The organism is Pseudomonas sp. 8O, assembly GCF_902506495.1.
In the GTDB taxonomy this organism is placed as follows: Bacteria; Pseudomonadota; Gammaproteobacteria; order Pseudomonadales; family Pseudomonadaceae; genus Aquipseudomonas; species Aquipseudomonas chaetocerotis.
Window position 1 is genome coordinate 2,063,269 of sequence record NZ_LR733264.1, and the last position, 13,888, is coordinate 2,077,156.

Consider the following 13,888-nt stretch of genomic DNA (forward strand, 5'->3'; position numbering starts at 1 on the left):
CTGGCCGCGATCACATCGGCAAGAGATGGGCGAAACAGCTTCAGTACCACTTGGCCTCCCCCTCGGGCCGCTTCTTGAAGCGCTTCATGCTCCACATGTACTGGCTCGGGTAGTTGCGTACGTAGCGCGACACCACTTCGCTCATCGCCGCCACGCCTTCTTCCACGTTTTCGCTGTACATGCCTTCCGGCGCCGCTTCGAGGATCACCTTGTAGCCGCTGCCGTCCGGCAGGCGCAGCGCATGCAGGAACACGCCGACCGCCTTGCCGCCGGTAAGCATTCCGGGTACGAATTTGCTGGTCAGCGCAGTGGTGCCGAGGAAGGGCACGAAAACCCCCGACGAGCGGCTCGGCTCCGGGTCGGCAGGAATGCCTACGGCGCCGCCCCTGCGCACTTCCTTGATGACGCTGAGGATGCCTTCCTTGGTCGAGGGCGCGACGCGGTTACCCATCTGCACGCGCTGCTGCTGCAGCAGCTCGTCGACGGCCTTGAGCTTCGGCGGGCGGTAGAAAATGATCGGTTTGCACTGGTTGCAGTAGAAGTGGTTGAGCACTTCCCAGTTGCCCAGGTGGCTGGTGATGCCGACCACACCCTTGCCCGAGGCCAGGGCCTGTTGCAGCACTTCCAGGCCTTCGACTTCGCGGACCAGCTTGAGTGACTTGTGCGCCGGCCAGATCCAGGCGCAGGCGCTTTCGGTCAGTGTCTTGCCGATATCCTTGAGGCTTTGCCCGACCAGCCTGTCCAGCTCGGCCTCGTTCAGCTCGGGGAAGCACTTGCTCAGGTTGATGCGCGCCACGTCGCGCGAGCCGTTCGGCAGCTTCCACATCAGCCAGCCGATGGCATTACCCGCAGCCTGTACTGCGCGCCAGGGCAGCAGTGCGAACAGGCGCAGGAAACCGACCACCAGGGCGCCCTTGAGTTTTTCCACGACAGACTCCAACCGTTTCCGCAAAGCGTCCAGTGTAACTGGCCAGGGCCGAGCCAGTCAGTACAGGCTCGTCAGAAGCCTCTGCTGCAGATCACGCTGGTAGGCATCGACGTCGAAGGTTTCATCGATGCAGCGGAAGATATCGCCGGCGCTCGGCAGGCTGGCGCGCTCGACCTGACGCGAGGCATCCCACAGGCCCGAGCGCACCGCCGCCTTGGAACACTGGAAGTAGCAGGTATCGATATGGATGCGCAGCACGCTGCGCGGCAGCTTGCCCTGGGCACGGCCCAGTTCGAGCAGCTCGGGGTCGAGGGAAATCTCGGCGCGACCGTTGATGCGCAGGCTCTCGCCAACGCCGGGAATCAGAAACAGCAGCGCCACGCGCGGGTTCTGCACGATGTTGCGCAAGCTGTCGATACGGTTGTTGCCGGGACGATCCGGCAGCAGCAGGGTCTGGTCGTCAAGAATCTGCACGAAACCCGGCGCATCGCCACGCGGCGAACAGTCCAGACCGTCCGGGCCGACGCTGGCCAGCACCACGAAGGGCGAGGCTTCGATCAGCGCACGGTAGGGCTCGATCAGCCGCGGCAGTTCCTTGCGCCGCGAGCGTTCATGGCTTTCGCCGTACAGTGCCTGCAGTTCGTCCAGCGTGGTGATGGTGGTCATGAGCCCTTCAGTTGCGCATAGCGGTCGCAGTCGGTGGTGTGGTCCATCACCATACCCGTGGCCTGCATGAAGGCATAGCAGATGGTCGGCCCGACGAAGGTGAAACCGGCCTTCTTCAGCGCCTTGCTCATCGCCTCGGCTTCGGGCGTCACCGCCAGCATCTGGCTACGGTCGCTGAAATGGTTGATCTTCGGCGCGCCGCCGACGAACGACCAGAGCAGTGTCACCGGGTCTTCCAGCTTCAGCCAGGCCTGGGCGTTCTGCCGCACGGCCTTGAGCTTGAGACGATTGCGGATGATGCCCGGGTCCTGCATCAGCGCCTCGATCTCTTCATCGCCGAGACGGGCCAGGCGCTCGGGATCGAAACCGTGCAGCACCTGGCGATAACGCTCGCGCTTCTTCAGCACGGTGATCCACGACAGGCCAGCCTGCGCACCTTCGAGCAGCAGCATCTCGAACAGATGACCGGCATCGCGCTGCGGCACACCCCATTCCTCGTCGTGATAGGCCTGGTAGAGCGGATCGTCGGTACACCAGAAGCAGCGGGGCATGGCTGTGAACCTCGGTCAGGGTCGAAGCGGTGACTATAACGATAAAATAACTGGATATAAATACAGTCATGCTGCGCGTCGAATGATGCCGATATGCCGTACCCTGCGGCCTGCGCCGAGTTTCGATATACTCTCCGGCTTTCCCTCGCAAGCCTCCACAGGTGATTTTTTCGTGAGCCAGACCAAGCCTGCCGTGCGCACCTTCCAGGACCTGATCCTGGCCCTGCAGAACTACTGGGCCGAGCAGGGCTGCGTAGTGCTGCAACCCTACGACATGGAAGTAGGTGCCGGCACCTTCCACACCGCCACCTTCCTGCGCGCCATTGGCCCGGAGACCTGGAATGCCGCCTACGTGCAGCCTTCGCGTCGCCCGACCGACGGCCGCTACGGCGAAAACCCCAACCGCCTGCAGCACTACTACCAGTTCCAGGTGGTCCTCAAGCCCAACCCGGAGAACTTCCAGGAGCTGTACCTGGGTTCGCTGAAGGCCATCGGCCTCGATCCGGAAGTGCATGACATCCGCTTCGTCGAGGACAACTGGGAATCGCCGACTCTCGGCGCCTGGGGTCTGGGCTGGGAAATCTGGCTCAACGGCATGGAAGTCACCCAGTTCACCTACTTCCAGCAAGTCGGTGGCATCGAGTGCTACCCGGTGACCGGCGAGATCACCTACGGCCTGGAGCGTCTGGCCATGTACCTGCAGGGCGTCGACTCGGTCTACGACCTGATCTGGACCGACGGCCCGTTCGGCACCGTGACCTACGGCGACGTGTTCCATCAGAACGAGGTGGAGCAGTCCACCTACAACTTCGAGCACGCCAACGTCGAGAAGCTGTTCGAGCTGTTCGACTTCTACGAGAGCGAAGCCAACCGCCTGATCGAGCTTCAGCTGCCGCTGCCGACCTACGAAATGGTGCTCAAGGCCTCGCACACCTTCAACCTGCTGGACGCCCGCCGCGCCATCTCGGTGACCGCGCGTCAGCAGTACATCCTGCGCGTGCGCACCCTGGCCCGCGCGGTAGCGCAGAGCTACCTGCAGGCGCGCGCCAAGCTCGGCTTCCCCATGGCCACCCCCGAACTGCGTGACGAAGTACTGGCCAAGCTGGAGGCGCAAGCATGAGTGCGAAAGATTTCCTGGTCGAACTGGGCACCGAAGAGCTGCCACCCAAAGCCCTGAAGAGCCTCGGTGAGGCCTTCCTCGCCGGTATCGAGAAAGGCCTCAAGAGCGCCGGCCTGAGCTACACCGCCAGCCGCATGTACGCCGCGCCGCGCCGCCTCGCGGTGCTGGTCGAGCAGCTCGAAGAGCAGCAGGCCGACCGCAGCATGAACCTCGACGGCCCGCCCATACAGGCCGCCTTCGACGCCGACGGCAACCCGACCCAGGCCGCCCTGGGCTTCGCCCGCAAGTGCGGCGTGGACATCGCCGAGATCGACCGCAGCGGTGCGAAACTGCGCTTCGCCCAGCACATCCCTGGCCAGCCGGCGGTCAACCTGCTGCCGACCATCGTGCAGGATTCGCTGAACGACCTGCCGATTCCCAAGCGCATGCGCTGGGCCGCCCGTCGCGACGAATTCGTGCGCCCGACGCAGTGGCTGGTGATGCTCTTCGGCGACGCCGTGGTCGACTGCGAAATCCTCGCGCAGAAGGCTGGTCGCGTCTCCCGTGGCCACCGCTTCCACGCCAACCGCGACGTGCGTATCAGCGCCCCGGCCAATTACGCCGAAGACCTGCGCAGCGCCTTCGTGCTGGCCGACTTCGCCGAGCGCCGCGAGCTCATCAGCCACCGCGTCGACGAGCTGGCTGCGGCTGAGCAGGGCACGGCCATCGTGCCGCCAGCGTTGCTGGACGAAGTCACCGCGCTGGTGGAATGGCCGGTACCGCTGGTCTGCTCCTTCGAGGAACGCTTCCTCGAGGTGCCGCAGGAGGCGCTGATCAGCACCATGCAGGACAACCAGAAGTACTTCTGCCTGCTCGATGCGAACGGCAAGCTGCTGCCGCGCTTCATCACCGTGGCCAACGTCGAGTCCAAGGACCCGGCGCAGATCGTCTCGGGCAACGAGAAGGTCGTGCGTCCGCGCCTGACCGACGCCGAGTTCTTCTTCAAGCAGGACAAGAAGCAGAAGTTCGAAGGCTTCAACCAGCGCCTGGCCAACGTGGTGTTCCAGGCCCAGCTGGGTTCGGTATTCGAAAAGGCCCAGCGCGTCTCCGCCCTGGCCGGCTTCATCGCCCGCGAAGTCGGTGGCGACGCCCAGCGCGCTGCCCGTGCCGGCCTGCTGAGCAAGTGCGACCTGGCCACCGAGATGGTCGGCGAATTCCCCGAGATGCAGGGCATCGCCGGCTACTACTACGCGCTCAACGACGGTGAGCCGCAGGACGTCGCCCTGGCCCTGAACGAGCAATACATGCCACGCGGTGCCGGCGCGGAACTGCCAAGCACCCTGACCGGTGCTGCCGTGGCGGTGGCCGACAAGCTCGACACCCTGGTCGGCATCTTCGGCATCGGCATGCTGCCGACCGGCTCGAAAGACCCCTACGCCCTGCGTCGCGCCGCCCTCGGCGTGCTGCGCATCCTGATCGAGAAGGGCCTGGACCTGGACCTGGCTGCTGCAGTCGACTTCGCTGTCGCCCAGTACGCCGGCAAGATCAAGACCGAAGGCCTGGCCGCCCAGGTGCTGGAGTTCATCTTCGACCGCCTGCGTGCACGCTACGAAGACGAAGGCATCGAAGTGGCCGTGTACCAGGCGGTGCGTGCGGTCAACCCGACCTCACCGCTGGACTTCGACCAGCGCGTGCAGGCCGTGCAGGCCTTCCGCACGCTGCCGCAGGCCGCTGCCCTGGCCGCCGCCAACAAGCGTGTGTCGAACCTGCTGAGCAAGGCCGAAGGTGGCGTCGCCGCCCAGGTCGAGGCGCACTACTTCGACAACCCCAGCGAGTTCGCCCTGCACGCCGCCATCCAGCAGGCCGACCAGGCCGTACAGCCGCTGGCCGCCGCCCGCCAGTACAACGAGGCCTTGGCCAAGCTGGCTGGCCTGCGCGAGCCGGTGGATGCCTTCTTCGAGGCCGTGCTGGTCAACGCCGAAGACGCACGCGTGCGCGCCAACCGATACGCCCTGCTGGCCCGCCTGCGCGGGCTGTTCCTCGGCGTGGCGGACATCTCGGTACTGGGCTGACAACTTCTGTAGGAGCGAGCTCCGCGCGTGAAAGCGTTCGCGAGCAGAGCTCGCTCCTACGGCAGACTCTGAAACGACTGCATGAAACTACTGATCCTCGACCGCGACGGTGTCATCAACGAAGACTCCGACGCCTATATCAAGACGCTCGACGAATGGCTGCCAATCCCTTCGTCGATCACCGCCATCGCACGCCTGTCGAAAGCCGGTTGGACGGTGGCGGTGGCCACCAACCAGTCCGGCATCGCCCGTGGTTATTACGACCTGGCGACCCTGGAGTCGATGCACACGCGCCTGCGCGAGTTGGTGGCGGAGCAGGGCGGTGAAGTCGGCCTGATCGTTCATTGCCCGCATGGGCCGGACGATGGCTGCGAGTGCCGCAAGCCGAAACCGGGCATGCTCCGGCAGATCGCTGCGCACTACGCCACGGAACTGGCAGGAATCTGGTTCGTCGGCGATACCGGCGGTGACCTGCAGGCCGCGCTGGCCGTCGATTGTCAGCCTGTGCTGGTGAAAACCGGCAAGGGCGAACGAACCCTGGCCAAGCCGTTGCCGCCGGGAACCCTGGTATTCGATGATCTGGCGGCTGTTGCCGATCAACTGCTTTCATAAGGTGCGAAGTTCAATGGCGATCCTGCAGGCACTCAGAGTCACGCTTTTCTACCTGCTGCTGTCGTCCAGCTCCTTCTTCTGGTGCCTGATCAGCCTGGTGGTCGCGCCGCTGCTGCCGTTCCGCCAACGCTACCGCTTCGTCGTCCAGGCCTGGTGCAACTGCGCCGTGTGGCTGGCCAAGGTGATCGTCGGTATCCGCTATGAAGTGCGCGGCCTGGAGAACATCCCGGAGCGCCCCTGTGTGATCCTCGCCAACCACCAGAGCACCTGGGAAACCTTCTTCCTCTCCGGCTTCTTCGAGCCACTGTCGCAGGTGGTCAAGCGTGAATTGCTGCGCGTGCCCTTCTTCGGCTGGGGCATGGCGCTGCTCAAGCCCATCGCCATCGACCGCAGCAACCCCAAGGCGGCGCTCAAGCAGCTGGCCAAGCAGGGCGACGAACGCCTCAAGCAGGGCGCCTGGGTGCTGGTGTTCCCCGAAGGCACGCGGATTCCACCAGGCCAGATCGGCAAGTTCTCCCGAGGCGGCACCTCCCTGGCGGTGAATGCCGGACTGCCAGTACTGCCCATCACCCACAATGCTGGTGAGTTCTGGCCGAAGGCAGGCTGGGGCAAGCGCCCGGGCACCATCCAGGTCATCATCGGCCCGCCGATGTATGCCGAGGGCGAAGGCCCGCGTGCCATCGCCGAACTCAACGAACGTGCTTTTCAGTGGGTGCGCCAGCAACAAACCGAACTGCGCGGCGAAGAGCCGCAGCTCAGCCGCCTGGGCGAAACGGCCTGATCTGTGGATAAGCTGTGCGTCAAATGCAAGCAAAGCGCCACCATCGATCACATCCGGCTGATTTTCCTGACGAATCACCAGCGCTAGGAAAATCCCACGACGGGGTATAAGTTGTGATTCACAGGTAGGGCGGGTCGTACCTGCGCTACGTATGCCATCGATGAATCCGCTTCTACCACGATGGGTTCACAGTCTCGCCCGCGGCAATGGCCGAAGATGGGACACGAAAAGGAATTCACTGCCATGCCCTCGATCTACCAGCTCAAACCGGCCTTCCAGAATCTGCTGCGCCCCGGCGTCGAACGTCTTTACGCACGCGGCGTCACCGCCAATCAGGTCACCCTGGCGGCAGCCGTCGTCTCCGTGCTGCTTGGCGCCCTGCTCGCTGCGTTCAGCCACATCACCTGGCTGTTCGCCCTGATTCCGCTGTGGATGCTGCTGCGCATGGCGTTGAATGCCGTCGACGGCATGCTCGCGCGCGAGTTCGGCCAGCAATCGAAGCTCGGCGCCTACCTCAACGAACTCTGCGACGTGATCGCCGACAGCGCCTTGTATCTGCCCTTCGCTCTGCTGGCTGGCGTTTCGCCGCTGCTGGTGATTCTGGTTGTACTGCTGGCAGTAATCAGCGAGTACGCCGGCGTACTGGGCCCGATGGTTGGCGCTTCACGTCGCTATGACGGGCCGATGGGCAAGAGTGACCGCGCCTTCTGCTTCGGCGTGCTCGGCGCTGGCGTCGCCACCGGCCTGCTTCCGGCTTTGTGGATCAACCTGCTATTGGCCCTGATCCTCGCCTTGCTGCTCTATACGCTCTACAACCGCGTTCGCCACGGGTTGGCCGAAACGGCCTGAACCCTCTCAAGGAATAAGGAGATTCCATGCGCCCCGTACAACTTCACACCTTCACCACACATGATGGCGTCGAGCTGAGCTATCGCCATTGGCCGGCGACTGTGCCCGTCGATGGCCCGCGCCAGGCCATCGTGCTGTTTCATCGCGGCCATGAGCACGGTGGGCGCATGGCCCACCTGGTGGACGAACTGGAGCTGCCGCACTGCGACTTCTTCGCCTGGGATGCCCGTGGCCATGGTCTTTCGCCCGGCGCACGCGGCGACAGCCCGAGCTTCGCCACCAACGTGCGTGACGTGCAGACATTCGTCGAGCATATCGGCAGCCAGCACGGCATCGCCGAAGAGGACCTGGCGGTAGTCGCGCAAAGCGTTGGCGCGGTGATCATCTCCACCTGGGCCCACGACTACGCGCCGAAGGTGCGCTGCCTGGTACTCGCCTCGCCAGCGTTCAAGGTCAAGCTCTACGTGCCCTTCGCCCGTCCCGGCCTGAAGCTGTTGCACGCCCTGCGCGGCAACTTTTTCGTCAACAGCTACGTCAAGGCGCGGTTCCTCAGCCACGATCCCGAGCGTATCGCCTCCTTCGAGAACGACTCGCTGATCGCCCGGCCAATTTCGGTGACCATGTTGCTCGGTCTGTACGAAGCTGCCGACCGTATCGTCGCCGATGCCCAGGCGATCCAGGTGCCGACCCAACTGCTGATCTCCGGTGCCGACTTCGTCGTCCACCGCAAGCCGCAGGAAGACTTCTTCGCGCGCCTCGGCAGTCTGCGCAAGGAAAAGCACCTGCTACCGGGCTTCTTCCACGACACCCTCGGTGAGCGTGACCGCGCCCACGCCCTGAGCCGCGCGCGGCGCTTCATCCTGCGCAATTTCGAGGAGCCGGTCGCACGCCCCTCGCTGCTCGATGCCGATCGCCTGGGCGCTACCTGTGCCGAAGCCGAGGAGCTGGCCGCACCGCTGCCGAAGCACTCGCTGCGTGACCTCTACTGGCGCGCCACCCGCGCTGGCATGCGCCTGGGCAGCAGTGTGTCGGCCGGGGTGAAACTGGGCTTCGACACCGGCTTCGATTCCGGCAGCACGCTCGATTATGTCTACCGTAACCAGCCCACCGGCAAAGGCACACTGGGCCGACTCATCGACCAGAACTATCTGGATTCCATTGGCTGGCGTGGCATTCGCCAGCGCAAGCTGCACGCCGAGGAGCTGCTGCGCCTGGCCATGAGCAAACTGCGCGAAGCGAACAGTGCGGTGCGCATCGTCGATATCGCCGCCGGCCACGGCCGCTACATCCTCGAATCGCTGGAAAGCCAGGAGCAGCGGCCCGACTCGATCCTGCTGCGCGACTACAGCGACATCAACGTGCGCGACGGCAATGCCCTGATCGAGCAGAAGGGCCTGGGCGATATCGCCCGTTTCGTCAAAGGCGATGCCTTCGACCGTGACGACCTCGCCGCACTCGACCCGAAACCGACCCTGGCGGTGGTCTCCGGCCTGTACGAACTGTTCGGCAGCAACCAGATGGTCGGCGATTCGCTGGCCGGCCTGGCGGCGGCAGTCGAGGAGGGCGGTTATCTGGTCTACACCGGCCAGCCCTGGCACCCGCAGCTGGAACTGATCGCCCGCGCCCTGACCAGCCACCGCGACGGCCAGGCCTGGGTCATGCGTCGGCGCAGCCAAGCGGAGATGGATCAGTTGGTCGAGGCCGCAGGCTTTCGCAAGGTGGCGCAGCGCATCGACCAATGGGGCATCTTCAGTGTGTCCCTGGCACAACGGGTGAAGTGATGGAGCACGCCCGCGAACAAGGATTGTGGAAGCGCGGCGTACTCTGGCTGCTGCTGCTCGGCCCGCTGTTCTTCGCCAGTTACGGCTTCGCCAACTGGTTCAGCGGGCAGCGCGATGACGTCGGCAGCCTGGTCTTCGCCTGGGAGCCGCAGATACCCCTGTGGCCCTGGAGCATCGTGCCGTACTGGTCGATCGACCTGCTCTATGGCCTGTCCTTCCTGCTGCCGGCCTGCCGCCGCGAAATGGATCGCCACGCCCTGCGCCTGCTTGCCGCCCAGGTGATCTGCGTAGCCTGTTTCCTGCTCTGGCCACTGCGCTTCACCTTCGAGCGTCCAGCGCTGGACGGCACCTTCGGCCTGATGTTCGACGTACTGATGGGCTTCGACAAACCCTTCAACCAGGCGCCGTCGCTGCATATCACCTTGCTGGTGATCATCTGGGCGATGTTCGCCAATCACACGCGCGGCCCGTTCTGGCGTGGCCTGCTGCACGGCTGGATGGCGCTGATCGGCATTTCCGTGCTGACCACCTGGCAGCACCACTTCATCGACGTGCCCACCGGGGCGATGGCCGGCTTCCTCTGCCTGTGGCTGCTGCCGCTACAGGGCGATACGCCTCTGAAGCAGATACGCCTGGCCAGCGATCCGCGCCGTTGGCGCCTGGCACTGCGCTACGGGCTTGGCGCAACGCTGAGCGCCGTGCTCGCGGTCAAGCTCGGCGGTGCCTGGCTGTGGCTGTTCTGGCTGGCCGTTGCCCTGGCGCTGGTTGCGCTCAACTACCTGCTGTTCGGTGCTGGCGGCTTCCAGAAACAAGCCAATGGGCGTCTCAGCCCGGCCGCCACGGCGTTGCTCGCCCCCTATCTGATCGGCGCCTGGATCAACTCGCGGCTGTGGACATACCGCCAGCCTGCGCCAAGCCAGGTCGTGGAGGGCATCGACCTCGGCCGCCTGCCCGCCGCAGGCGACCTCGACGGCTATGCCGCTCTGGTCGACCTCTGTGCCGAACTGCCGCTGCTGCATACGCCTCAGAACTACTGCAGCCTGCCGTCACTGGATCTGGTGGCGCCAGATGCGCTGACCTGCCAACGCGCCGCCGAGGCCATAGAACGTCTGCGTCATGAGGGCCCGTTGCTGGTGTGCTGCGCCCTCGGTTATTCGCGCAGTGCCACCGCCGTGGCGGCCTGGCTGCTGCACAGTGGCCGCTGCCAGAGCGTGGAAGCGGCCGTGGCGCTCATCCGCCAGGCGCGGCCGCAGATCGTGCTTGGCCCGCAGCACCTGACCGCACTGCAGGGCATGCTCGATGCCAGCCCCAGACTGGAGGTCGCTCATGCAGGCTGATCTGCTGCTGGTCGCGGCACTGTTGCGACGGGGGCGCAGCCTCGATCATTTCTCCAGCGCGCTGAGCCTGCTCGCCGTGGTCTTCGGCCTGGCGCCATGGCTTGGCGCGCCCGCGAGCCTGACGTTGGCGGCGCTCTGCGCCGCGCTGCTGATCACCGGACTGGCCGAAAAGTACTGGGCGCTGCGCGTGGCGCTGGACGCCGAACTCTTTCAACGCCTGGCCCTGGCCGGTGAACAGCTCGACAGCCAGACCCATGCGCTGGATCAGGCGCTACAGAATCTGGGCCTGCAGAATGCACAGCAGGCTGGCCGTACCTGGAGCCTTCGCTCTCAGGGCGCACTCGGCCTGCTGCGCAAACAGGCGCTGTGCCTGTTGCTGCAGATCGTCATCGTTGTACTCGGAATTTTCATCGTTTTCGCTTAAGGAGTCGCCATGCTCGCTGCATTGACCGCTTTCGCCATCACCTCGGCAGCTCGCCTGCTGACCGGCGCACGAGCCCTGTGGCTCGGCAGCACCGCGCAGGCAACGCAACGCCTGTACTACGCCAACCACAGCAGCCATGGCGATTTCGTCCTGCTCTGGGCATCACTGCCGCCGGAACTGCGCAAACGCACCCGACCAGTGGCCGGCGCCGACTACTGGCAGAAGCCGGGCGTACGCAGCTTCCTGATCAACAAGGTATTCAACGGCGTGTTGGTCGACCGCGAGCGCAAGGAAGGCGCCAACCCGCTGCAAGCGATGCTCGATGCGCTGGACGGCGGCGACTCGCTGATCATCTTCCCCGAGGGCACGCGCAACCTCGGCGACGAGCCGCTGCTGCCCTTCAAGAGCGGCCTTTATCACCTGGCTCAGGCGCGCCCGGATGTGGAGCTGGTGCCGGTGTGGATCGCCAACCTCAATCGGGTCATGCCCAAGGGCAGGGCGCTACCGCTGCCGCTGCTGTGCACCCTGAGCTTTGGCGCTGCGCTGGAGCCCATCGAGGGTGAAGGCAAGGACGCCTTCCTGGAACGCGCGCGTAACGCCCTGCTGGCACTGGCACCCGAGGAGGCCTGAGATGGATCGTAATACCCTGCTGTTATTCGCCGGTATCGGTGCCCTGCTCCTGCTGGCCAGTCTGGTCGGCTTCATCCTCAAGAAACGCAGCGGCGACCGCCCCAACCCGGTGGTCGACAACCTCAACGCGCGGATCAACGCCTGGTGGGTGATGGTGCTGGTGATCGGCATCGCCTTCCTGTTCGGCAACATCGGCGTTGTGGTGCTGTTCTACTTCGTATCCTTCTATGCCCTGCGCGAGTTCATGACCCTGACGCCGACCCGGCGCAGCGACTACCCGGCGCTGGTGGCGGCCTTCTACTTTGCCCTGCCAATGCAGTACGTGCTGATCGCCTTCGGCTGGTACGGCCTGTTCGCCATCTTCATCCCGGTCTACTTGTTCCTGCTGCTGCCGATCCTCGCTTCGCTGGGCGGCGACACCACGCGTTACCTCGAACGTGCGGCCAAGGTGCAGTGGGGCCTGATGATCGCGGTTTACTGCATCTCCTCGGTGCCCGCCTTGCTGACCCTGGACATTCCCGGCTACGAGGGCCGCAACCTGCTGCTGATCGCCTGGCTGATCATCGTCGTGCAGCTCTCCGACGTGTTGCAGTACGTGTGCGGCAAGCTGGCCGGCAAACACAAGATCGCGCCCAACCTCTCACCCTCGAAAACCGTGGAAGGCTTTGTCGGCGGCGTGGCTCTGGCTACCCTGATCGGCGCCATGCTGTGCTGGATCACCCCGTTCGCCTTCTGGCAGGCAGCGCTGTTCGCCCTGCTGGTGTGCTTGCTGGGTTTTGCCGGCGGCCTGGTGATGTCGGCGATCAAGCGCGACCGTGGGGTGAAGGACTGGGGCCACATGATCGAAGGGCACGGCGGCATGCTCGACCGCCTCGATTCGGTGTGCTTCGCAGCACCGGTGTTCTTCCATATGGTGCGCTACTGGTGGGCCTGACCTGACGCAAGCACTGGGACAAAGGATTGCACTAGAGTTAAGCAACTCCTGAAAACAAGAAGGCCGACATGATCGCCCACACCCAGACCCTGTTCGGAGCCGTCGCGCTGGTCGCCGTGATCATGGGCAGTTGCCTGATCCTGGTCGGCCAGCTGCGTCACCGCGACGGCATGCTCACCACGGGTTTGGGCATGCTTTCCCACGCGCTGGCCTACATCGGCTTCACCCTGTTCGGGCAGGCTTCGATTTGGCTGACCTACGTGCTGGCCAACACCCTGCTGTCGACGGCACTGGCGTTCTACACCGTCAGCCTGCCGCTGATCCATGGTCGGCGCCCGCCCTGGCGGTTGGCCTTCGCCTTTCCGCTGCTGCTGGGCGTGCTGCTCAGCCTGCTGATCGACACCCAGGAACCCCGCCAGTTGGTGGCCTGCCTGCTGCTGTTCACGCAATGCCTGGTGATCCTGCGCCTGAGCCGCATCCATGCCGTGGCAGGTGGCCGTGCCCATCGCATCCTGATCATTGGCGCAGGCATCAGCCTGTTCGGACTGGGCATTCGCGTAGCGGTCATCCTCAGCGGCGCGCCGGCAGAGATGCACTACGACGTGAGCAACCTGAAGCAGACCGTATCGGTCGCCCTCGGCGCCGCCACCATCATCATGTTCTCCTTCGGCCTGGTGCTGCTGTCGCGCGAGCGTATCGAATCGGAACTACGGCAGACCGCCCTGCGTGACACGCTTACCCGGCTGCCCAATCGCCTGGCGATACTCGAGCGACTCACCGACGAACTGGAGCGTGCTCGCCGTCAACACACACCACTGTCCATCGCCATGCTCGATCTGGATCACTTCAAGCAGATCAACGACAGCCATGGCCACCTGGTTGGCGATGACGTACTCAGGCACTGCGCGGACCATCTTCAGCAGCGTCTGCGGCGTAACGACAGCATTGGTCGTTACGGTGGTGAGGAATTCCTGCTGATCCTGCCCGGTACCGATGCCAGTGGCGCGCTGGAGCTGGTCGATCAGCTGCGCCAGTCGCTTACCCAACACCCGGCGCAGATCGACGACAAGAACATCGCCTTGAGCTTCAGTGCCGGTGTTTACGGGCTGACACCCGCCCTGGACGATGACATCACCAGCATGCTGCTCAAGGCCGACGGCGCGCTCTATCGCGCCAAGCATGCCGGGCGCAATACGCAGGTACTGGCTACGATGGACTGACACG

Annotated in this window: 14 protein-coding genes; 11 read left to right on the top strand and 3 right to left on the bottom strand. The window is 64.6% G+C overall.

What is annotated here, in order from left to right:
* Positions 1-40 precede the first annotated feature (40 nt).
* The 3 genes from GV002_RS12325 to GV002_RS12335 are packed head-to-tail and all read right to left on the bottom strand — an operon-like array spanning position 41 to position 2,145.
* Positions 41-928: a lysophospholipid acyltransferase gene (locus tag GV002_RS12325; protein ID WP_160018648.1), complete on the bottom strand. Its 888-nt coding sequence runs from the start codon at positions 926-928 to the stop codon at positions 41-43.
* A gap of 57 nt (positions 929-985) precedes the next feature.
* The gene (locus GV002_RS12330; protein WP_160018649.1) at positions 986-1,594 is read right to left on the bottom strand and encodes a pyridoxamine 5'-phosphate oxidase family protein; all 609 of its coding nucleotides are present in this window, start codon (positions 1,592-1,594) and stop codon (positions 986-988) included.
* On the bottom strand, positions 1,591-2,145 hold the full coding sequence (locus GV002_RS12335; protein WP_160018650.1) for a DNA-3-methyladenine glycosylase I: 555 nt from the start codon (positions 2,143-2,145) through the stop codon (positions 1,591-1,593). Before GV002_RS12335 ends, GV002_RS12330 begins: the two co-directional genes overlap by 4 nt.
* A 172-nt stretch (positions 2,146-2,317) precedes the next feature.
* On the opposite strand from GV002_RS12335, the gene glyQ reads away from it, so the two are divergent.
* The 11 genes from glyQ (at position 2,318) to GV002_RS12390 (ending at position 13,884) form a co-directional block, all read left to right on the top strand.
* Entirely contained in the window at positions 2,318-3,265 is a 948-nt protein-coding gene (gene glyQ, locus GV002_RS12340) for a glycine--tRNA ligase subunit alpha (protein ID WP_037001019.1), read from the top strand.
* The gene (glyS, locus tag GV002_RS12345; RefSeq protein WP_160018651.1) at positions 3,262-5,316 is read left to right on the top strand and encodes a glycine--tRNA ligase subunit beta; all 2,055 of its coding nucleotides are present in this window, start codon (positions 3,262-3,264) and stop codon (positions 5,314-5,316) included. The genes glyQ and glyS overlap by 4 nt, the downstream gene beginning before the upstream one ends.
* Before the next feature lie 81 nt (positions 5,317-5,397).
* Positions 5,398-5,928: a D-glycero-beta-D-manno-heptose 1,7-bisphosphate 7-phosphatase gene (gmhB, locus tag GV002_RS12350; RefSeq protein WP_160018652.1), complete on the top strand. Its 531-nt coding sequence runs from the start codon at positions 5,398-5,400 to the stop codon at positions 5,926-5,928.
* A gap of 13 nt (positions 5,929-5,941) precedes the next feature.
* Complete coding sequence (locus GV002_RS12355) at positions 5,942-6,709, top strand: lysophospholipid acyltransferase family protein (protein ID WP_160018653.1); 768 nt, start codon at positions 5,942-5,944, stop codon at positions 6,707-6,709.
* Between the two features lie 243 nt (positions 6,710-6,952).
* The gene (locus GV002_RS12360) at positions 6,953-7,558 is read left to right on the top strand and encodes a CDP-alcohol phosphatidyltransferase family protein (RefSeq protein ID WP_160018654.1); all 606 of its coding nucleotides are present in this window, start codon (positions 6,953-6,955) and stop codon (positions 7,556-7,558) included.
* A gap of 26 nt (positions 7,559-7,584) precedes the next feature.
* Positions 7,585-9,339 (top strand): bifunctional alpha/beta hydrolase/class I SAM-dependent methyltransferase, encoded by a 1,755-nt coding sequence (locus GV002_RS12365; protein ID WP_160018655.1) that lies wholly within the window; start codon positions 7,585-7,587, stop codon positions 9,337-9,339.
* Positions 9,339-10,676 carry a phosphatase PAP2/dual specificity phosphatase family protein gene (locus tag GV002_RS12370; RefSeq protein WP_178094649.1) on the top strand — a complete coding sequence of 446 codons (1,338 nt, stop codon included), beginning with the start codon at positions 9,339-9,341 and terminating at the stop codon, positions 10,674-10,676. Before GV002_RS12365 ends, GV002_RS12370 begins: the two co-directional genes overlap by 1 nt.
* Positions 10,666-11,100, top strand: a complete 435-nt coding sequence (locus tag GV002_RS12375) for a hypothetical protein (RefSeq protein WP_160018656.1) — start codon at positions 10,666-10,668, stop codon at positions 11,098-11,100. The genes GV002_RS12370 and GV002_RS12375 overlap by 11 nt, the downstream gene beginning before the upstream one ends.
* A 9-nt stretch (positions 11,101-11,109) precedes the next feature.
* Complete coding sequence (locus GV002_RS12380) at positions 11,110-11,730, top strand: lysophospholipid acyltransferase family protein (protein ID WP_074677272.1); 621 nt, start codon at positions 11,110-11,112, stop codon at positions 11,728-11,730.
* A gap of 1 nt (position 11,731) precedes the next feature.
* Positions 11,732-12,664 (top strand): phosphatidate cytidylyltransferase, encoded by a 933-nt coding sequence (locus GV002_RS12385; protein WP_160018657.1) that lies wholly within the window; start codon positions 11,732-11,734, stop codon positions 12,662-12,664.
* Positions 12,665-12,732: 68 nt separating this feature from the next.
* The gene (locus GV002_RS12390; protein WP_160018658.1) at positions 12,733-13,884 is read left to right on the top strand and encodes a GGDEF domain-containing protein; all 1,152 of its coding nucleotides are present in this window, start codon (positions 12,733-12,735) and stop codon (positions 13,882-13,884) included.
* The last annotated feature ends 4 nt before the right edge of the window (positions 13,885-13,888 follow it).

Excerpts from the sequence above, each read along its gene's own strand:
- GV002_RS12365 (WP_160018655.1), top strand. The coding sequence starts at position 7,585 with ATGCGCCCCGTACAACTTCACACCTTCACCACACATGATGGCGTCGAG.
- GV002_RS12335 (WP_160018650.1), bottom strand. The coding sequence starts at position 2,145 with ATGCCCCGCTGCTTCTGGTGTACCGACGATCCGCTCTACCAGGCCTAT.
- gmhB (WP_160018652.1), top strand. The coding sequence starts at position 5,398 with ATGAAACTACTGATCCTCGACCGCGACGGTGTCATCAACGAAGACTCC.
- GV002_RS12370 (WP_178094649.1), top strand. The coding sequence starts at position 9,339 with ATGGAGCACGCCCGCGAACAAGGATTGTGGAAGCGCGGCGTACTCTGG.
- GV002_RS12330 (WP_160018649.1), bottom strand. The coding sequence starts at position 1,594 with ATGACCACCATCACCACGCTGGACGAACTGCAGGCACTGTACGGCGAA.
- GV002_RS12360 (WP_160018654.1), top strand. The coding sequence starts at position 6,953 with ATGCCCTCGATCTACCAGCTCAAACCGGCCTTCCAGAATCTGCTGCGC.
- GV002_RS12355 (WP_160018653.1), top strand. The coding sequence starts at position 5,942 with ATGGCGATCCTGCAGGCACTCAGAGTCACGCTTTTCTACCTGCTGCTG.
- GV002_RS12380 (WP_074677272.1), top strand. The coding sequence starts at position 11,110 with ATGCTCGCTGCATTGACCGCTTTCGCCATCACCTCGGCAGCTCGCCTG.
- GV002_RS12390 (WP_160018658.1), top strand. The coding sequence starts at position 12,733 with ATGATCGCCCACACCCAGACCCTGTTCGGAGCCGTCGCGCTGGTCGCC.
- glyS (WP_160018651.1), top strand. The coding sequence starts at position 3,262 with ATGAGTGCGAAAGATTTCCTGGTCGAACTGGGCACCGAAGAGCTGCCA.
- GV002_RS12385 (WP_160018657.1), top strand. The coding sequence starts at position 11,732 with ATGGATCGTAATACCCTGCTGTTATTCGCCGGTATCGGTGCCCTGCTC.
- GV002_RS12375 (WP_160018656.1), top strand. The coding sequence starts at position 10,666 with ATGCAGGCTGATCTGCTGCTGGTCGCGGCACTGTTGCGACGGGGGCGC.